Here is an 18,297-nt window from a genome sequence, read left to right on the forward strand (position 1 = left end):
GGTGCTGGGCTGCGCCGCCTTCTCGGCGGTCTCGGGCTCGTCCGTCGCCACCGCGGTGACGCTGGGCAAGGTCGCCCTGCCGGAGATGAAGCGTCTCGGCTATGCCGACAGCCTCGCCACCGGATCGGTCGCGGCGGGGGGCACGCTGGGTTTCCTGATCCCGCCCTCCACCGGTTTCGTGCTCTACGCGATCCTGACCGAGGAATCGATCGGGCGGCTCTTCATGGCGGGGATCCTGCCGGGGCTGCTGCTGGCCGCGCTCTTCATGGCCGTGATCTGGCTGGTGGCGACGCTCGACCGGCAGGCCGGTCCGCAGGGGCCGGCCTTCACCTGGGCCGAGCGCCTCCGGGTGTCGTCGGAGGCCTGGCCGCTCTTCGGGGTGATCCTGGTCTCGATCGGCGGCATCTACCTGGGCGTCTTCACGCCGGTCGAGGCCTCGGGCATCGGCGCCGGGCTCGTCATCCTGATGGCGCTGGTGCAGCGGCGGCTGGGCTGGACGGGCTTCAAGGCGGCCGTGCTCGACACGCTGAAGACCTCGGCGATGCTCTACATGGTGGTGATCGGCGCCAATGTGCTGAACCCGTTCCTGGCCATCACCCATATCCCGGCGACGCTGGGCGAAGAGCTGCAGACGCTGGGCCTCGGCCCCTACGGCACGCTGGCGGTGATCCTGCTGGGCTATGTCGTGCTGGGGATGTTCATGGACGGGCTCAGCATGCTGGTGATCACGATCCCGATCGTCTTCCCGGTCATCACCGGCTTCGGCTTCGACCCGGTCTGGTTCGGCGTGGTGGCGGTGATCGTGATCGAGATGGGGATGATCACCCCGCCCGTGGGCATGAACGTCTTCGTGGTGCGCGGCGTGGCGGGGCCGGACGTGCCGCTGACCACGGTCTTCCGCGGCGTGACGCCGTTTCTCGCGGCGATGATCCTCGGGCTCTTGCTGATCATCGCCTTCCCAGCCATCGCCACTTTCATCCCCGACACGATGTTCGGCTAGGAGCTCTGCCGGACGCGGAAACCCGCCGGATGCTCAAACCCCGCCGGGACACTCCGGCGGGGCTTTCACCGGTCGGCGCAACTCGCCGTCACATCTGCTGTCGGCAAGATGATGAAGCCAAATGCCCGAGGAGTAACGGCTCGGCACCTTGCGCATTCACACCGGAATCGAAACCGACTGCTTTACGCGCTTCAAGGCGAAGCGCGTGCTGATCGACTGGACGTTCGGCAGCTCGACGAGCGAGTTCTTCACCGTCGACTCGTAGTCCGCGATGCTGCGCGCGATAACCTGCAGCATGTAGTCGTAGTCGCCGCTCAGCGAGTAGCATTGCAGGATCTCGGGGACCGTCTGGACTGCGCTTTCGAAGGCCTGGAGCCGCTCGCGCCGGTGCTCGGCGATCTTGACGAAGCACAGCACCATGACGTCGAAGCCAACCGCCTCGGGATCGACCATGTAGCGCCGCTCGCTGACGATGCCCTCGTCGCGCATCCGCTGCAGCCGCCGCCAGGCCGGGGAATGGCTCAGCCCCGTCGCATCGCCCAGATCCCGCATCGTGATGTCCGGATCCGCCTGGATGACGCGGAGAATCCTCCGGTCGGCCTCGTCGATCTCCATGTGAGTCCCCATATCTGAGACGCGCCTGCGAGAGACAATGTCTCTTTCAAACCCGGATCTGTGAAACAAAGTATCCCACGGCTCCGGAAAGAGATCAATCATAGCGACCTTGTCCCCGCGCATCCGCGCCAATCTTGCTGCGGGAGGAACGTCATGAGCATTGCACTGGACGACAAGTACGTTGCGGAGTCCGGCCGGGTCTTCCTGACGGGAACGCAGGCGCTCGTCAGGCTGCCGATGACCCAGATGCGCCGCGACCGCGCGGCGGGACTGGATACCGGAACCTTCATCTCGGGCTACCGCGGATCGCCGCTCGGCGGCTATGACCAGCAGCTGACCAGGGCGCAGCGGCACCTGGCGCGCCACGACATCGTGTTCCAGCCGGGGCTGAACGAGGATCTGGCCGCCACGGCGGTCTGGGGCAGCCAGCAGCTGCACCTGTCGCCGGGCGCGCGCAAGGACGGGCTCCTCGGGCTGTGGTACGGCAAGGGACCGGGCGTCGACCGCTCGGGAGACGTCTTCAAGCACGGCAACGCCGCCGGCAGCGCGCGCCATGGCGGCGTCCTGGCCTTTGCCGGGGATGACCATACCTGCAAGTCCTCCTCGATCCCGCACCAGTCGGACCACGCCTTCATGTCGGCGCTGATGCCGATGATCTACCCCTCCTCTGTGCACGAATTCCTGGAAATGGGCCTGCTGGGCATCGCCATGTCGCGCTATTCGGGCTGCTGGGTCGGCTACAAGGTCATCTCAGAGACCGTCGAGACGACCACCGTGATCGACCTGGCGCAGGAAGCCCGGCAATTCGTCCTGCCATCGGATTTCGAACTGCCGCCGGGCGGGCTGAACCTGCGCTGGCCCGATCCGCCTCTGGTCCAGGATGCGCGCCTGCAGGAGATCAAGGGCTATGCGGCCATCGCCTTCGCGCGGGCCAACGGGATCGACCTTGTCGCCATGCCGCAGGCGCGCGCGCGCTTCGGCATTGTCGCCTCGGGCAAGGCCTATGAGGACGTGCGCCAGGCTCTCGCGGAACTGGGACTCGGCGAGGCCGAGCGCGCCGCCATCGGGATCCGCCTCTACAAGGTGCGCATGCCCTGGCCGCTGGAACCCGAAGGCATCCGGGCCTTCTCCGAAGGGCTCGAGGAGATCCTGATCGTCGAGGAGCGCCGCGAGATCATCGAGAACCAGGTCAAGCAGCAGCTCTTCAACTGGTGCGCCAGCGTCCGGCCCCGCATCGTCGGCAAGTTCGACGAGGCGGACCGGCCCTTCCTGCCGCATTCCGCCGGGCTGACCGTCGGAAGCGTTGCCGAAGCGATCGCCGAGCGGCTCCTGAAGTTCGAGATGCCCGGGGATCTTGCCGGACGGATCCGGACCCGCGCCCGCGAGCTGCACGAGGCCGAGGCGGCGGCCGCGCGCCATGTCCCGCCGGTGATCCGACTGCCGCATTACTGCGCGGGCTGTCCGCACAACACCTCGACCCGCGTGCCCGAAGGGTCGAAGGCGATGGCCGGGATCGGCTGCCACTTCATGGCGCAGTGGATGGACCGCAACACCGAGACCTTCACCCATATGGGCGCGGAAGGCGTGCCCTGGACGGCCATCGGACGCTTCACCGACGAGGCGCACCGCTTCGTCAATCTGGGCGACGGCACCTATTTCCATTCGGGCCAGCTGGCCATCCGGCAGTCGGTCGCAGCCGGGGCGAACATCACCTACAAGGTGCTCTACAACGACGCCGTGGCCATGACCGGCGGCCAGCCGCTGGACGGCACGCTCACCCCGCAGCAGATCACGCACCAGCTCTACCACGAGGGGGTGAAGCGCATTGTCCTGATGTCGGATCGGCCAGATGTCTACAATGCATCCGAGCTGGCGCCCGGCACCGACATCCGCCACCGCGACGAGATCGACCCCGTGATGCTGGAGCTGCGCGAGGTTCCGGGCACCACGGCCATCGTCTTCGAGCAGACCTGCGCCGCCGAGAAGCGCCGCCGCCGCAAGCGCGGCAAGATGGAGGATCCGGACATGCGGCTCTGGATCAATCCGGCGGTCTGCGAGGGCTGCGGCGACTGTTCCGAGAAATCGAACTGCATCGCCGTCGAGCCGGAGGAAACCGAGATGGGCCGCAAGCGGCGCATCAACCAGTCGATGTGCAACAAGGACTATTCCTGCCTCAAGGGGTTCTGCCCCTCCTTCGTCACGGTCCGCGGCGGCACCCCGCGCCGGCCGGCCGGGACCGGCGGACCGGATGTCGGCGCCCTGCCCGAGCCCGAGCTGCCGGTAATCGGCCGCGCCTGGAACCTCGCCGTGACCGGGGTCGGCGGCACCGGCGTGCTGACCATCGGCGCGATCCTCGGCATGGCGGCGCATCTCGAGGGCCGGATCCCGATGATCCTCGACATGGCGGGGCTCGCGCAGAAGGGCGGCGCGGTGCTCAGCCATGTTCGCATCGGCGCAGCGGACCGTCCCGTGGCCGCACCGCGCATCGCGGCGGGCAGCGCGGATCTGCTCCTGGGCGCCGACAGCGTGGTTGCCGCCTCGAAGGACAGCCGGATCCTCTGCGACCCCGGCCGGACCGAAGCGGTACTGAACACCAAGATCAGCCCAGTCTCGGATTTCGTCCGCCTGCGCGATTTTGATTTCCGCGAGGGAGAGGTCGAGCGGGCGGTGTCCGGCGCGGTGCGCTCGGCTGCGCATTTCCGCGACTACGGGCGCCTGGCGACGGCGCTGACCGGCGACGAGATCGGCGCGAACCTGATGATGCTGGGCTATGCCTGGCAGCAGGGCTTCGTTCCGGTCGGCCGCGCCGCGATCCGCCAGGCGATCGAGATGAACGGCATCGCCGTCGCGGCGAACCTGGCAGCCTTCGACTGGGGCCGCCTGCTGGCCCATGACCCGGCGGCGGTCGAGCGTGCGGCAGGCCCGGCGGAGACGCCGTCCCGTCCGCTGGCGTCGATGTCGCTCGAAGACATCCTGGCCCATCGCGAAGCGCATCTGCGCGACTACCAGGATGACACCCTGGCGAAGCGCTACCGCGGCCGGATGGATGCGCTGGCAACGGCGCTGCCGGAGACGCTGGCGGCCCGCGGAACGCTCCTGCGGAACGCGGCGGTCGCCTATGCCCGCGTGCTGGCCTACAAGGACGAGTACGAGGTCGCCCGGCTCTATGCCGATCCGCGGTTCCGGAAAGCGCTGGAACGGGACTTCTCCGGCGACCTGAAGATCTCGTTCAACCTCGCCCCCCCGATGCTGCCCGGGAAGGCCCCCGACGGCCGCCCGAAGAAGCGCGAATTCGGTGCCTGGATCCTGCCGGTCTTCGGTCTCCTGGCGCGGATGAAATGGCTGCGCGGCACCTGGGCGGACCCGTTCGGGAGGAGCCGGGACCGGGTCCTCGAGCGCGAGCTGATCGCGCTCTGCGAGGCGGATCTCGATCTCGCCTGCCGCGGCTTCGATCCCGGACAGGCAGAGCTGGTCGGAGAGCTTCTGTCGCTGGCCTCCGATGTGCGCGGCTACGGTCCCGTCAAGGAACAGGCGATGGAGAAAATGCTGGCACGCCGGGCGGAGATCCGGGCGGCCCTGGACGGAACGGCAGCGACGCGCATCGCGGCGGAATGAGGGAGGAAACACGTGTTCACCGCATCCATGACATTCGATCTGGGCGAGGATATCGGCGCGCTGCGCGAGATGGTCCATCGCTGGGCGCAGGAGCGGGTCCGGCCGATGGCCGCCGCAGTCGACGAGAAGAACGAGTTCCCGGCAGAGCTCTGGCGCGAGATGGGTGATCTGGGCCTGCTCGGCATCACCGTCCCCGAAGAGGACGGCGGCACGGGCCTCGGCTATCTCGCGCATGTCGTCGCCGTCGAGGAGATCGCCCGCGCCAGCGCCAGCGTCGCGCTGAGCTACGGCGCGCATTCCAACCTCTGCGTCAACCAGATCAAGCTGAACGGCACCCCCGCGCAGAAGGCGCGCTACCTGCCGGGCCTGATCTCGGGCGCAACCGTCGGCGCGCTGGCCATGTCCGAGACCGGCGCGGGGTCCGATGTCGTCGGCATGAAGCTGCGTGCCGAGAAGCAGGGCGGCAGCTACATCCTGAACGGCAGCAAGTTCTGGATCACCAATGGCGGCGAGGCGGGCACGCTGGTCGTCTATGCCAAGACCGACCCCGCCGCAGGGTCGAAGGGCATCACCGCCTTCCTGGTGGAGAAGTCGATGCCCGGCTTCAGCCAGTCGCCGCATTTCGACAAGCTCGGCATGCGCGGTTCGAACACGGTCGAGCTGATCTTCGACAATGTCGAGGTCCCGGCGGAGAACATCCTGGGCGCGGAGGGGCGCGGCGTGCGCGTGCTGATGTCCGGGCTCGACTACGAGCGGGTGGTGCTCTCGGGCATCGGGCTTGGCATCATGGCGGCCTGCCTCGACGAAATCATGCCCTACATGGCCGAGCGCCGCCAGTTCGGCCAGCCGATCGGCAGCTTCCAGCTGATGCAGGGCAAGCTGGCGGACATGTACACCAAGCTGAACTCGGCCCGCGCCTATGCCTACGAGGTCGCCCGCGCCTGCGACCGCGGCGAGGTCACGCGCCAGGACGCGGCCGCCTGCGTACTCTACGCCTCCGAAGAGGCGATGACCGTCGCGCACCAGGCGGTGCAGGCGATGGGCGGGGCGGGCTTCATGAACGAAACGCCGGTCAGCCGGCTCTTCCGCGATGCCAAGCTGATGGAGATTGGCGCCGGCACCAGCGAGATCCGCCGGATGCTGATCGGCCGCGAGCTGATGGGGGCGATGTCCTGATGGCTGTCCTGACCTCGCAGATTTCGCCGAAATCCGAAACCTTCCGCCGCAATGCCGCCGCCAACGAGGCCGCCATCGCCACCGTGCGCGACGCTGCGGCACGGGCGATGGCCGGTGGCGGGGAAGCCGCCCGCGCCCGCCATGTCGGCCGCGGCAAGGTCCTGCCGCGCGACCGCGTCGCCCGGCTGCTCGACCCCGGCTCGCCCTTCCTCGAGATCGGCCTCTTCGCCGCCCATGGCATGCATGACGGGGCCAGCCCCTGCGCGGGCGCCATTGCCGGGATCGGCCGGGTCTGCGGCCAGGAGGTCATGATCGTCTGCAACGACGCCACCGTGAAGGGCGGGACGTATTTCCCGATGACCGTCAAGAAGCACCTGCGCGCCCAGGAGATCGCGGAGGAGAACCACCTGCCCTGCATCTACCTGGTCGATAGCGGCGGCGCGAACCTGCCGAACCAGGACGAGGTCTTCCCGGACCGCGACCATTTCGGCCGCATCTTCTTCAACCAGGCCAACATGTCGGCGAAGGGCATTCCCCAGATCGCCGTCGTCATGGGCTCCTGCACGGCGGGCGGCGCCTATGTGCCGGCCATGTCGGACGTGACGATCATCGTGCGGAACCAGGGCACGATCTATCTCGCCGGCCCGCCCTTGGTGAAGGCCGCCACCGGCGAGGTGGTCAGCGCCGAGGAACTCGGCGGCGGCGATGTCCATACCCGGCTTTCGGGGGTGGCCGACCAGCTGGCCCTGTCCGATGCCCATGCGCTGGAGCTGGCGCGCCAGGCGGTGGCCAGCCTGAACCGCCGCAAGCGGCCCTCCGTGGCGCTGGAGCCGCCCGAGCCGCCGATTTACGACCCGGCCGAACTTCCCGGCGTGGTGCCCGCCGAGCTGAAGACCCCCTACGACATCCGCGAGGTGATCGCCCGCACCGTGGACGGGTCGCGCTTCGACGAGTTCAAGCCGCGCTACGGCACCACGCTGTCCTGCGGCTTCGCGCATGTCATGGGCATCCCGGTCGGCATTCTCGGCAACAACGGCGTGATCTTCTCGGAATCCGCGGTCAAGGGCGCGCATTTCGTCGAACTCTGCGCGCAGCGCGGCATCCCGCTGGTCTTCCTGCAGAACATCTCGGGCTTCATGGTCGGGCGCAGCTACGAGAACCGCGGCATCGCCAAGGACGGCGCCAAGCTGGTCACGGCCGTTGCGACCGCGCGCGTGCCGAAGATCACCCTGCTGGTCGGCGGCTCCTTCGGCGCGGGCAATTACGGCATGTGCGGACGGGCCTACGGGCCGCGGTTCCTCTGGACCTGGCCGAACAGCCGCATCTCGGTGATGGGCGGCGAACAGGCGGCCGGCGTGCTGGCCACCGTACGGCGCGAGGGCATCGAGGCCAGGGGCGGCAGCTGGCCCGCCGAGGAGGAGGTTGCCTTCCGCAAGCCGGTCGTCGAGCAGTTCGAGCGCCAGGCGCATCCGCTCTATGCCTCGGCGCGGCTCTGGGACGACGGCATCATCGATCCGTGCCGGACCCGCGAGGTGCTGGCGCTGTCGCTCTCCGCCACGCTCAACGCCCCTGCCGAGCCGACGCGCTTCGGCATCTTCCGGATGTGAGGAGGCACAGATGTTCAAGAAGATCCTGATCGCGAACCGGGGCGAGATCGCCTGCCGCGTCATCGCGACCGCCCGGCGGATGGGCGTGCGGACCGTGGCGGTGTTTTCCGATGCCGACCGCAACGCCCGGCACGTGGCGATGGCCGACGAGGCCGTCCGCATCGGTCCGCCCGAAGTGTCGGAAAGCTATCTGCGCGGCGACCGGATCATCGCCGCCGCTCTGGAGACCGGCGCCGAGGCGATCCATCCCGGCTATGGCTTCCTCTCCGAGAACCCGGATTTCGTCGCGGCCGTCGAGGCGGCCGGGCTGGCCTTCATCGGCCCGACCCCAAGCGCCATCGGCGCGATGGGGCTGAAAGATGCCGCCAAGGCGCTGATGGAGACCGCAGGCGTTCCGGTCGTGCCCGGCTATCATGGCGAGAGCCAGGATCCGGCCTTCCTCGCGGCCGAAGCCGAGCGCATCGGCTATCCGGTATTGATCAAGGCGCGGGCCGGCGGCGGCGGCAAGGGGATGCGGCTGGTCGAGGAACCGGCCCGCTTCGCCGAGGCGCTGGAAAGCGCGCAGCGCGAGGGCAAGTCGAGCTTCGGCGATCCGCGCTGCCTGATCGAGAAGTACATCACCCGGCCCCGCCATATCGAGATCCAGGTCTTCGGCGACGCCCATGGCAATGTGATCCACCTGTTCGAGCGCGACTGCTCGCTGCAGCGCCGCCACCAGAAGGTGATCGAAGAGGCCCCCGCCCCCGGCATGCCCGAAGCCGTCCGCGCCGCGATGGGACGAGCGGCAATCGAGGCGGCCCGCGCTATCGGCTATCGCGGCGCCGGCACGGTCGAGTTCATCGCCGACGGATCGGGCCCGCTGCGCGAGGACGGGTTCTGGTTCATGGAGATGAACACCCGCCTGCAGGTCGAGCATCCGGTCTCCGAGGCGATCACGGGCCTTGATTTCGTGGAACTGCAGCTGCGCGTCGCGGCGGGAGAGCCGCTACCGGTGCGGCAGGAGGATCTGGCGATCGACGGCTGGGCCTTCGAGGCGCGGGTCTATGCCGAGGACGTGGCGAAGGGCTTCCTGCCCGCGACCGGGACGCTCGGCCACCTGCGCTTCCCCGCGGGCGCGGAATTCGCCCGCGGCCCCCTGCGCATCGACAGCGGCGTCCGCGAGGGCGACACGATCAGTCCCTGGTACGACCCGATGATCGCCAAGGTCATCGTCCACGGTCCCGACCGCGACGCGGCGCTGGCCCGGCTGGACCGCGCGCTGGCCGGCTGCCATGTGGCGGGCACCGTGACCAACTTGGAGTTTCTCGGCGCACTGGCCCGCCACGAGGGCTTCGGCCGGGGCGAGGTGGATACCGGGCTGATCGCCCGCGACCTGGCCGGGCTTGCCGCCGTGCCTGCCGCCGATCCGCGTCTTGACGCGATGGCGGCCCTTGCGGCACTGGACCTGCTCGATCCGCCACCCGATCCGGACCCCTGGGGCAGCCTGCCCGGCTGGTGCCAGTGGTCGCATGCCGAGCGCTTCGTCGCGCTTTTGCGCGACGGCGCGCCGGTCGAGTTCGCGGTGACGATCTTCGGCCCGGGCCATTTCTCTGTCTCCAGCGGCGAAGCGGCAACCGAACTGCGGATCGCGGCCTTGGAGGACTGCCGCTTCAAGGTCGAGAGCAGCGGCCGGATCTTCACCGCCGCGGTCGCCTGCCACGGCGACGTCATCGCGGTCTTCGGTCCCGACCAAAAGTCCGCCTTCCGGCGCCCGCCTCCGCTGGCCGACATGGCCGCCGCCGGGCCTGCGGGCGACACGCTGGCGGCGCCGATGCCGGGGCTGGTGACCCGGGTCATGGCCGCCGCGGGGGCCATGGTCAGCAAGGGCGATCCGCTGATCATCCTGGAGGCGATGAAGATGGAGCACACGCTGGCCGCCACCCGCGACGGCACTGTGGCGGAAGTGCTGGTGGCGGAGCTGGACCAGGTGTCGGACGGCATGCTGCTCCTGACGATGGAGGCGGCCGATGGCTGAGCATGTGACGATCGTCGAGGTCTCGCCCCGCGACGGACTGCAGAACGAACCGGCGATGATCGCCGCCGCGGACAAGATCCGGCTGGTCGACGCGCTGTCGGACTGCGGCCTCTCCGAGATCGAGGTGACGAGCTTCGTCAGCCCGAAATGGGTGCCGCAGATGGCCGATGCGGCGCAGGTGCTGAGCGGCATCAGGCGGGTTCCGGGCGTGACCTATTCGGCGCTGACCCCGAACCTCGCCGGGTTCGAGGCCGCGCTGCTGGCCGGGGCCGACCGGGTCGCGGTCTTCGGCTCCGCTTCCGAGGGGTTCTCGCGCAGGAACATCAACTGTTCCGTTGCCGAAAGCCTCGATCGCTTCCGCCCGGTCCTCGCCGCGGCCAGGGCCGCCATGATCCCGGTCCGCGGCTATGTCTCCTGCGTCACCGACTGTCCCTATGACGGGCCGGTGGCGCCGGAGGCGGTGGCGAAGGTCGCCGCGGCGATGCGCGAGATGGGCTGCGACGAGATCAGCCTCGGCGACACGATCGGCGCCGGCACCCCGGAGACGGTCGGCAGGATGCTCGACGCCGTGCTCGCGCAGGTCCCGGCGAACCGGCTCGCCGGGCATTTCCACGACACGCACGACATGGCGCTGGCCAATATCGAGGCGAGCCTCGCCCGCGGCCTGCGGATCTTCGACAGCGCGGCCGGCGGGCTCGGCGGCTGCCCCTATGCGCCCGGCGCCAAGGGCAATGTTGCTACCGAGCGGGTTGCGGGCCTGCTGGAGCGTCTCGGGTACGAGACGGGCATCGACATGGACAGGCTGGCCGCCGCGGCCGGTTTCGCCAAGGGACTGAGGGAACCGGCATGACCTATTCGACGATCAGTCTGAGCCGGGACGCGCGCGGCGTCGCGCATCTGGAGCTGAACGCGCCGGACCGGCGCAACGTCCTCTCGGCGGCAATGATCGCCGAGCTGACCGACGCTGCCGCTGCGCTGGACGCCGATCCGGCGATCCGCGCTGTCGTTCTCTCCGGGGCGGGGAAGATCTTCTGCGCCGGGGGCGACCTTGCCTGGATGAAGGCGCAGGTCTCGGCCGGTCGCGCCGAGCGCATGGCCGAAGCCCGGAAGCTGGCGGAGATGCTCGACGCGCTGAACCGGATGCGCAAGCCGCTGATCGGCCGGATCCAGGGCGGCGCCTTCGGCGGGGGCGTGGGACTGGCCTGCATCTGCGACGTGGCCGTCGCGGCCGAGGACAGCAAGTTCAGCTTCTCCGAGACCCGTCTCGGCATCATTCCGGCCACGATCGGGCCCTATGTCCTGGCCCGGATGGGCGAAGGCAAGGCGCGCCGGGTCTTCATGTCCGCCCGCATCTTCGGCGCGGCCGAGGCCCGCGAGCTCGGCGTGGTGGCACGGGTCGTGGCGGCGGAGGAACTGGACAGCGCCGTCGAGGCCGAGGTCGAGCCCTATCTGCACACCGCCCCGGGAGCCGCTGGCGCGGCGAAGGCGCTGGCGCGCGCGCTCGGCCCCCGGATCGACGACGGGGTCATCGACGAGACGATCCGCCAGCTCGCAGATGCCTGGGAAACCGAGGAGGCTGCGCACGGCATCGCGGCCTTCCTGGACAGGACCCCGCCCCGCTGGGCGTGACTGGGCCGCTCAGGAGGGGTCGCGGACATGCCAGTAGGCGGCCGTCGACTCCTCCAGATGCACCCGCATCGCCTCTTCGGCCGCATCCGCATCCCCGGCCTCGATCGCCGCGAAGATCTGCTCGTGCCGCTGATAGGCGCGCTCGGTGGCACCGGGATCGCGGATGGCGGTCCGCCGGTGCTCGGCCAGCCAGGTCTGGACCGCCTCGTGCAGGGATTCGAGGAACATGTTGCCCGAGACCCGCGCGATTTCGAGATGGAATTCGATATTCGTCTGCACGAACGCCTCGCGGTCGCCGATGGCCTCGCGATTGCGGGCCAGGGCACCGGATATCCTCGAAAGCCCCTCCGGCGTGACGTTGCGCGCCGCGTTCCGGGCAAGGAAGGATTCGAACAGCATCCGCGCTTCTTGCAGCTGGCGCAGGCTTTCGGGGCGCGACAGCACATAGCGCGCCGAGCCGCCGAGCTCGTCGATCAGCCGGGCCGCCGAAGGCTCCACCACACGCGCGCGCTTGCCGTTCTCCAGCTCGATCAGGCCGTTCTGCTGCAGCGCGAAAAGCGCTTCCCGGATCGCCGTCCGGCTGACCCCGAAACTGTCGCAGAGATCGCGTTCCGCGGGAAGCAATTCGCCCGGCGCCAGATCCCCGGCAAGGATCGAGCCCTCGATCTGTTCTGCCACGCGCTCGTAGAGGCGGCGCTTCCGTATCGGTTCTGTCCTCAGCATGGCATCTCCCCTGTCCCGCCAAAATATTCAAAACATGTCGTTTTTTCCACCTGTTATTTGGTATGACAGGTGGACAGCCCGTTGGGAGGCGGGCGAGTCTCGGGAGAAGAAAATGCTCAGCCGTAACTTCATCTGTGGCGCCCTGCGCAATGGCCGGGACCGTTCTGCAGCTTGCGTCGGTCGAGACGCCGCAGACCGCCTGGGGCCAGGCGGCGCAGCGCTTTGCCGACGGCGTCGCGGAAGCGTCGGGCGGGGAGCTGCGCGTCGAGCTTGCGCTCTCGGGCACGACCGGATCCCCGCGGGAAACGCTGGAAGCCCTGACCATCGGCACCAATGACGTCGTCCTGACGGTGATCGCGTCGCTCGACCCCGACGACCCGCTGCCGGGCATCGAGAGCTATCCCTGCCTGATCCGCGATCTGGGCCATTTCGACCGGGTCTAAAACGGGCCGGTCGGCGCCGAGCTCTATGACGAGATCGCGACGCGGACCGGATTCCGGATGATCGGCGCCCGCGCCCGAGGCGCCCCGTGAACTCGGTGGAGGACCTCAAGGGCCTCAAGATCCGGGTGCCGAACATCGACATCTTCCGCGCGACCTGGCAGGATCTGGGGGCTTCGCCGCCGCCGATGTCCTCCAGCGAGGTCTATACCGGGCTGCAATCCGGCATCATCGACGCGGTCGAGAACCCGCTTTCCGCCCATGTCCGGTCGAAGTACTACGAGGCCGCGAAATACGTCGTCATGACGGATCGCGTCTATGGCGCCTACACCTTCATCTTCGACCAGGCCCGCTTCGACTCGCTGACCGGCAAGGAGCGCGCCATCATCGAGGAGGAAGGCCGCAAGGCGCTCCGCTGGGGCAGCGAAATGGAGCTGGAGCAGGCCGAGGAAAGCCGCACTACGCTAGAGGCGGCCGGCGCGACCTTCCCCGAGCCCGATCTCGGACCGTTCCGGGAGAAGCTCGCCGCGATGGCCGGGGAATTTCCCGATCTCGCGCCCTGGGTCGAGAAGATCCAGTCGGTCGAATGACCTGCCCCGGGCTTCCGCTGCCGGAAGGCGGCCGGAAGCCCGGTTCCCGGTCCGCAACTCCAGCTTTCGACGGAAACAGCCATGAAGCCAATTTCCCGCGCCAGCCATGCCGTCGCGGGCCTCGCGACCCTGGCCGCCAACATCATGCTGATTGTCATGATCCTGGCGATCGGGGTGCAGGTCTGCGCGCGCTTCCTCCTCGGAGCGCCCACCGTATGGGCCGAGGAGCTCGCCCGCTACCTGCTCGTCGCGCTGACCATGCTCGGATCGGCCGCCCTGATCCAGCGCAACGACCATATCAGCATCGACATCTTCGTCTACATCCTGCCGGCGCCCCTCCAGCGGATTGCCGGCTGGTTGCGCGACGCGATCGCGCTGGCCGTCTGCGGCACCCTGGCCTGGTACGGCTGGCTGCTGGTCGGCATCGGCGGACGCCAGACCTCGACCGGTCTCGGCATCAAGATGTCCCTGCCCTACCTTGCGATCCCCGTCGGCGCCGCGCTGATCGCGCTGGTGCTGCTGCTGTCCCGGTTCGGCCGGGTGAACGATCCGGAGGAGCTCTGACATGGATCTGCTGATGGTCTCTTCCGTCCTGATCGGCGTCATCGCCTTCTGCATCATCCTCGGCGTGCCGCTGGCGGTCTCGATCGTGGCCGGCTCTCTGGCGGCGATCTTCGCGCATGGCGGCGCAAATCCGGTCATCGCGCCGCAGCGGCTCTTCGCCGGAATGGACTCTTTCTCGCTGATGGCGATCCCCGCCTTCCTTCTCGGCGGTGCGCTGATGTCGCGGGGCGGCATATCCGAACGGCTGATCGCCTTCGCCAACGCGCTAGTCGGCCGCTTTTCGGGCGGGCTCGCCATTTCGAACGTCCTGTCCGCTGTGATGTTCGGCGGCATCTCCGGTTCCGCCGTGGCCGACACCTCCGCGATCGGCGGAACCTTCATCCCGGCCATGAAGAAGGCAGGATTCCCGGCCGCATATTCCGTCGGCATCACCGCCGCGTCCTCGCCGATCTCGCCGCTGATCCCGCCCTCCATCGCCTGGATCGTCTATGCCTACATCACCGACCAGTCCGTCATGCGGCTCTTCCTCGCCGGTGTCGTGCCCGGGATGCTCTGGGCCGCGGCCCTGATCTTTGCCGCATGGCTCGTCGCCCGGCGCAACAGCTATCCGGTGCAGCCCGCGGCCGGGGCAAGCGAGCTGTGGCGCACGTTCGTCATCGCCCTGCCGGCTCTCGCCATGCCCTTCCTGCTGATCGGCGGCATCCTCTCGGCCATGTTCACCGTCACCGAGGCCTCGGTCATCCTCGTCGTCTACGCGCTCCTGGTCTCGGGCCTGGTCTATCGCGAGCTGAGCTGGCGCATCCTGTGGGAGTCGATCACCTCGGCCGTCCGCCTGACCGCCGCCGTCATGCTGATCCTCGCCGGGGCGTCGCTCTTCGCCTGGATGCTGGCCTGGGTCCACGCCCCCGAGACCTTCGGCGCCTGGATCCGGTCCTGGTGACCACGCCCACGATGTTCCTTCTGATCGTCAACGTGCTGCTGCTGGTCGTCGGGATAATCATGGAGGTGAATGCCGCCAAGGTCATGCTGCTGCCGGTGCTGTTCCCGATCAGCCAGGACCTGGGCGTCGATCCGATCCATTTCGGCGGCGTCGTGACGGTGAACCTCTGCATCGGCCTTGTCACGCCGCCCATCGGCATCGTGCTGGCCATCGCCAGCCAGATCGGCGGCATCTCCATCGCCGAGGGAACCCGCGGCACCCTGCCCTACGTCCTGGTCGCGCTTGCCGTTCTGGTCGCGCTGACCTTCATCCCGGTCCTGTCCACCGGACTGCCGGACCTGCTGCTCGGAAAGCCGCTGCCATGACGATCTGCCACCGCCTGCTCGCGCTCGGCAGCGCCACGCTCAGCGACGTGCTGGACGAGGCCGGCTTCCAGGCGCAGACGCCGTCCCCCGCCGGCGCGCTTCCGGTCTATGCCCTGCCGACGCTGGCCGCGGCGGGGGCGGTCCTGGTGCTGGCAACGGGAGGCTTCCAGGGCGGCGCCGTCATCGGCGGGCTCCTCGCCGAGGATCTGCTCGGAAGCGCGGTTGCGGGCGTGGTCACCGACGGGTTGGTGCGGGACCGGCGCGAACTCGGCGGCGGCCCGCTGCCCGTCCACGCGACCGGCTCCATCTCGCAGAACGGCGCAAGGCGGATGCTGATCGCCAGCTGGACGCAGCCGGTCGTGATGCCGGGGCCGGAATCCTCCAGCGTTCTGGTGTGGCCAGGCGACATCCTCCTCGGCGACGAGGACGGCATCGTGACCATCCCGGCGGACATGGCCGGAAAGATACGCGACATGGGCGAGGAGCTCGCGCGCAAGGAAGCCCTGCTGCGCAGCACCCAGGCGGCAATGAGCGCGGCAGAACGGGCCGAGGCCCGTGCGGCCCGCAGCTCGCACATCGCCTGGATCAGGACGTGAAAGGAAGAATTGCCATGAAATTCGAGGGCATGCTCATGCTCGGCACCGCGCCCGGTGCCATTGCGCGGCAGCTTTCGGGCGAAGCGCTTTCGCTGGACGAAGCCGGTCCGCTGCGCAGCGACATCTCCACCGACGAGATCACGCCGATCCCGACCCTTCTCAACTTCGACGCCACACTGGCCCGCTACGCCCATACCGGCACGGTCATCAACGGCGAGCGGCCTTTCGGCGAGGACGTGCTCGCCCGCGCAGGAGTTTCGGTCCTCGTCGCCGGGCGCCGCTACGGCAAGGGCTCGTCGCGCGAGCATTCCCCGCTGGCCGAGAAATCCGTCGGCATCCGTCTGGTCATCGCCGAGAGCTTCGAGCGGATCTACCGCCAGAACTGCGACAATCTCGGTCTCTTCACCTCGACCGACATGGGGCTTGCCGACCGGATTGCCGCGGGCGAGGAGGTCACGGTCGACGAGCTGGTGGCCGGGCCCGAGCCGCTGGCCGGGGCCATCCTCCGCGAGGGCGGCCTGCTGGCCTACGGGCAGAAATACCTGACCGCGGCCAGTCCCGCACTGCTCCCGCAGGACCGGCCGATGACGCTGGCCCAGAAGATCGTGACGCGGCAGGCCCTTGCGGTCGAGGGGCTCGACTGGGCCGCCGAACCGGGAACCAGGGGCTTCGTCCGCGCGGATTTCCGCTTCATCCATGAATACGACACCGGCATGGCGGCGCTCATGCTGCACGAGCGGTTCGGCCGCCCGCTGGCGCGATGCGATCCGCAGAGCATCATCCTCTTCGAGGACCACAATTCCTATGCCCACCGCTCGCCCACCCATGTGAACCAGGGGCTTTTGCCCCAAGTCCGGACGCTGAGCCAGGCGCATCGCGACTTCGGCCGGGAGTACGGCTACCTGATCGGCGAGGAGGGCTCCGAAGGCATCTCCCACGCGATGATGGCAGAGAACTACACACTTCCGGGCCGGATCGTGGTGGGAACCGACAGCCATACCCCGCGTTCCGGCGCGGTCGGCTACTTTGCCTATGGCGTCGGCACGACCGACATGGCGAATGCCTTCATGACCGGCGCGATCCGCCTGACCATGGCCGAGGGGCTGCTGGTGCGGCTCGAGGGCGCCAAGCGGCCCGGCGTCACGGCGAAGGACATCGTCCTGGCCCTGCTTGCGACGGAGGCAATCCGGCAGGGCGCCGGGGTCGGCAAGAGCTTCGAGTTCGCCGGTCCGGTGGTCGATGCGATGTCGATCGACGAACGCGCGACCCTGACCAACATGGTCGCCGAGCTCGGCGGACTGACCGGAATCTGCGCGCCTGATGCCGAAACCGTCCGCTTCCTCAGGGAGCGGCGCGACATCGAGATCGAGCCGGAACCCTGGATGGTCTCGGACCCGGGCGCGGCTTATGCGGAAGTCATCACGCTCGACTGCGCGGAGATCGGCCCGATGCTTGCCCGGCCCGGGGATTCCGGGAACGGCGTGGCCATCAAGGATCTCGACGAAGTCGTGCATCCCGGCATCGCCATGGCGGTTCCTGCACCGCCGGAAAGCGCGAGGATTTCGACCACTACTTCGAAGTTGCCCGCTGGGCCGTGGACCGCAGACTGAAGGCGGCCCCCGGGGTGAAACTCTACTTGCAATGCGGCACGGTCCAGGTGCGGGACTATTGCCGGGAGCAGGGCTACATGGAGGTCTTCCAAGCGCTCGGAGCCGAGAGGCTCGGCCCGGCCTGCGGCGCCTGCGGGCCGTGCGGTCCCGGCGTGTCGACCCGCGCCGAGGAGGTCACGGTCTCGGCAATCAACCGCAACTTCCCCGGCCGCGGCGGCCCCGGATCCACCTGGCTGGCGAGTCCGCCGACGGTCATCGCAAGCGCGGTCGCCGGACGTGTCCTGTCCTTCGAGCAGCTGATGGCGGAGGCATCCGGATGACGCCCCATGCCCTCCGCCTCTCATCCCGCCTCCAAGATGGGAAAGGCCCATGAAGATCCTCGTGCCCGTCAAGCGGGTGATCGACTACAACGTGAAGGTCCGCGTGAAGGCGGATGGCAGCGGTGTCGACCTCGCCAACGTCAAGATGTCGATGAACCCGTTCGACGAAATCGCCGTCGAGGAAGCCATACGGCTCAAGGAGAAGGGCGTCGCCACCGAGATCGTCGCCGTCTCCGTCGGCGTGAAGCAGGCGCAGGAGACGCTGCGCACCGCGCTTGCCATGGGCGCCGACCGGGCGATCCTGGTCGAGGCGGCCGAGGACGTCCACCAGGACATCGAGCCGCTCGCCGTCGCCAAGATCCTCGCGAAACTCGTCGAGGAGGAGCAGCCGCAGCTGGTCCTGGCCGGCAAGCAGGCGATCGACAACGACATGAACGCCACCGGGCAGATGCTCTCGGCGCTGCTCGGCTGGTCGCAGGCGACCTTCGCCTCG

General features: G+C 68.7%; 16 protein-coding genes and 2 pseudogenes. 16 read left to right on the forward strand and 2 right to left on the reverse strand.

The features are described from left to right. A partial coding sequence (locus tag FGX59_RS33385; RefSeq protein WP_138472590.1) for a TRAP transporter large permease occupies positions 1-1,000 on the forward strand: 1,000 nt, incomplete at its 5' end. 156 nt (positions 1,001-1,156) lie between these two features. On the opposite strand, the gene FGX59_RS33390 is transcribed toward FGX59_RS33385, so the two are convergent. Further along, positions 1,157-1,615, reverse strand: a complete 459-nt coding sequence (locus FGX59_RS33390) for an Lrp/AsnC family transcriptional regulator (RefSeq protein ID WP_138472592.1) — start codon at positions 1,613-1,615, stop codon at positions 1,157-1,159. A gap of 153 nt (positions 1,616-1,768) precedes the next feature. Between FGX59_RS33390 and FGX59_RS33395 the strand changes: the two genes are divergently transcribed. Genes FGX59_RS33395 through FGX59_RS33420 form a run of 6 tightly spaced genes read left to right on the forward strand, consistent with a single transcriptional unit; the run spans position 1,769 to position 11,656 of the window. Further along, entirely contained in the window at positions 1,769-5,230 is a 3,462-nt protein-coding gene (locus FGX59_RS33395; RefSeq protein WP_138472595.1) for an indolepyruvate ferredoxin oxidoreductase family protein, read from the forward strand. A 12-nt stretch (positions 5,231-5,242) separates the two neighbouring features. Continuing rightward, positions 5,243-6,406 (forward strand): isovaleryl-CoA dehydrogenase, encoded by a 1,164-nt coding sequence (locus FGX59_RS33400; protein ID WP_138472597.1) that lies wholly within the window; start codon positions 5,243-5,245, stop codon positions 6,404-6,406. Continuing rightward, complete coding sequence (locus tag FGX59_RS33405) at positions 6,406-8,013, forward strand: carboxyl transferase domain-containing protein (RefSeq protein WP_138472600.1); 1,608 nt, start codon at positions 6,406-6,408, stop codon at positions 8,011-8,013. Before FGX59_RS33400 ends, FGX59_RS33405 begins: the two co-directional genes overlap by 1 nt. 10 nt (positions 8,014-8,023) lie before the next feature. Continuing rightward, positions 8,024-10,027 (forward strand): acetyl/propionyl/methylcrotonyl-CoA carboxylase subunit alpha, encoded by a 2,004-nt coding sequence (locus tag FGX59_RS33410; protein WP_138472602.1) that lies wholly within the window; start codon positions 8,024-8,026, stop codon positions 10,025-10,027. Continuing rightward, the gene (locus tag FGX59_RS33415; protein WP_138472604.1) at positions 10,020-10,877 is read left to right on the forward strand and encodes a hydroxymethylglutaryl-CoA lyase; all 858 of its coding nucleotides are present in this window, start codon (positions 10,020-10,022) and stop codon (positions 10,875-10,877) included. The genes FGX59_RS33410 and FGX59_RS33415 overlap by 8 nt, the downstream gene beginning before the upstream one ends. Next, positions 10,874-11,656: a crotonase/enoyl-CoA hydratase family protein gene (locus FGX59_RS33420; protein ID WP_138472606.1), complete on the forward strand. Its 783-nt coding sequence runs from the start codon at positions 10,874-10,876 to the stop codon at positions 11,654-11,656. The genes FGX59_RS33415 and FGX59_RS33420 overlap by 4 nt, the downstream gene beginning before the upstream one ends. 9 nt (positions 11,657-11,665) lie before the next feature. Here FGX59_RS33420 and FGX59_RS33425 read toward each other — a convergent pair whose 3' ends face one another. Continuing rightward, positions 11,666-12,379, reverse strand: coding sequence for an FCD domain-containing protein (locus tag FGX59_RS33425; protein ID WP_138472608.1), 714 nt, complete (start codon positions 12,377-12,379; stop codon positions 11,666-11,668). A 149-nt stretch (positions 12,380-12,528) separates the two neighbouring features. Here FGX59_RS33425 and FGX59_RS39390 point away from each other — a divergent pair, with 149 nt between their 5' ends. The 9 genes and pseudogenes from FGX59_RS39390 to FGX59_RS33465 all read left to right on the forward strand — a co-directional run. Next, positions 12,529-12,822, forward strand: a complete 294-nt coding sequence (locus FGX59_RS39390) for a hypothetical protein (RefSeq protein ID WP_171060956.1) — start codon at positions 12,529-12,531, stop codon at positions 12,820-12,822. 86 nt (positions 12,823-12,908) lie between these two features. Then, positions 12,909-13,409, forward strand: coding sequence for a TRAP transporter substrate-binding protein (locus FGX59_RS39395; RefSeq protein ID WP_171060957.1), 501 nt, complete (start codon positions 12,909-12,911; stop codon positions 13,407-13,409). Between the two features lie 81 nt (positions 13,410-13,490). Continuing rightward, positions 13,491-13,973 (forward strand): TRAP transporter small permease, encoded by a 483-nt coding sequence (locus FGX59_RS33440; protein ID WP_138472614.1) that lies wholly within the window; start codon positions 13,491-13,493, stop codon positions 13,971-13,973. A 1-nt stretch (position 13,974) separates the two neighbouring features. Beyond that, positions 13,975-14,913: a TRAP transporter large permease gene (locus tag FGX59_RS33445; protein WP_138472616.1), complete on the forward strand. Its 939-nt coding sequence runs from the start codon at positions 13,975-13,977 to the stop codon at positions 14,911-14,913. Next, positions 14,910-15,278 (forward strand): TRAP transporter large permease subunit, encoded by a 369-nt coding sequence (locus FGX59_RS39400; RefSeq protein WP_138472618.1) that lies wholly within the window; start codon positions 14,910-14,912, stop codon positions 15,276-15,278. The genes FGX59_RS33445 and FGX59_RS39400 overlap by 4 nt, the downstream gene beginning before the upstream one ends. Further along, complete coding sequence (locus FGX59_RS33455; protein WP_138472620.1) at positions 15,275-15,874, forward strand: hypothetical protein; 600 nt, start codon at positions 15,275-15,277, stop codon at positions 15,872-15,874. Before FGX59_RS39400 ends, FGX59_RS33455 begins: the two co-directional genes overlap by 4 nt. Before the next feature lie 35 nt (positions 15,875-15,909). Further along, positions 15,910-17,358 (forward strand): annotated as a pseudogene (locus FGX59_RS33460) (aconitase family protein); the annotation flags it as partial. Beyond that, a complete protein-coding gene (locus FGX59_RS39405) occupies positions 17,304-17,804 on the forward strand; it encodes an aconitase family protein (RefSeq protein ID WP_255471665.1) in 501 nt (166 codons plus the stop codon). The pseudogene FGX59_RS33460 and the gene FGX59_RS39405, both read left to right, overlap by 55 nt. Positions 17,805-17,853: 49 nt before the next feature. After that, positions 17,854-18,297, forward strand: a pseudogene (locus FGX59_RS33465) (electron transfer flavoprotein subunit beta/FixA family protein); the annotation flags it as partial.

The sequence above is a fragment of the Poseidonocella sp. HB161398 genome (genome assembly GCF_005870025.1).
In the GTDB taxonomy this organism is placed as follows: Bacteria; Pseudomonadota; Alphaproteobacteria; order Rhodobacterales; family Rhodobacteraceae; genus Mangrovicoccus.

Coding starts and splice junctions, on each gene's coding strand:
- FGX59_RS33440 (WP_138472614.1), top strand. CDS start 13,491: ATGAAGCCAATTTCCCGCGCCAGCCATGCCGTCGCGGGCCTCGCGACC.
- FGX59_RS33455 (WP_138472620.1), top strand. CDS start 15,275: ATGACGATCTGCCACCGCCTGCTCGCGCTCGGCAGCGCCACGCTCAGC.
- FGX59_RS33405 (WP_138472600.1), top strand. CDS start 6,406: ATGGCTGTCCTGACCTCGCAGATTTCGCCGAAATCCGAAACCTTCCGC.
- FGX59_RS33410 (WP_138472602.1), top strand. CDS start 8,024: ATGTTCAAGAAGATCCTGATCGCGAACCGGGGCGAGATCGCCTGCCGC.
- FGX59_RS33390 (WP_138472592.1), bottom strand. CDS start 1,615: ATGGAGATCGACGAGGCCGACCGGAGGATTCTCCGCGTCATCCAGGCG.
- FGX59_RS33415 (WP_138472604.1), top strand. CDS start 10,020: ATGGCTGAGCATGTGACGATCGTCGAGGTCTCGCCCCGCGACGGACTG.
- FGX59_RS33445 (WP_138472616.1), top strand. CDS start 13,975: ATGGATCTGCTGATGGTCTCTTCCGTCCTGATCGGCGTCATCGCCTTC.
- FGX59_RS39390 (WP_171060956.1), top strand. CDS start 12,529: ATGGCCGGGACCGTTCTGCAGCTTGCGTCGGTCGAGACGCCGCAGACC.
- FGX59_RS33420 (WP_138472606.1), top strand. CDS start 10,874: ATGACCTATTCGACGATCAGTCTGAGCCGGGACGCGCGCGGCGTCGCG.
- FGX59_RS33425 (WP_138472608.1), bottom strand. CDS start 12,379: ATGCTGAGGACAGAACCGATACGGAAGCGCCGCCTCTACGAGCGCGTG.
- FGX59_RS33395 (WP_138472595.1), top strand. CDS start 1,769: ATGAGCATTGCACTGGACGACAAGTACGTTGCGGAGTCCGGCCGGGTC.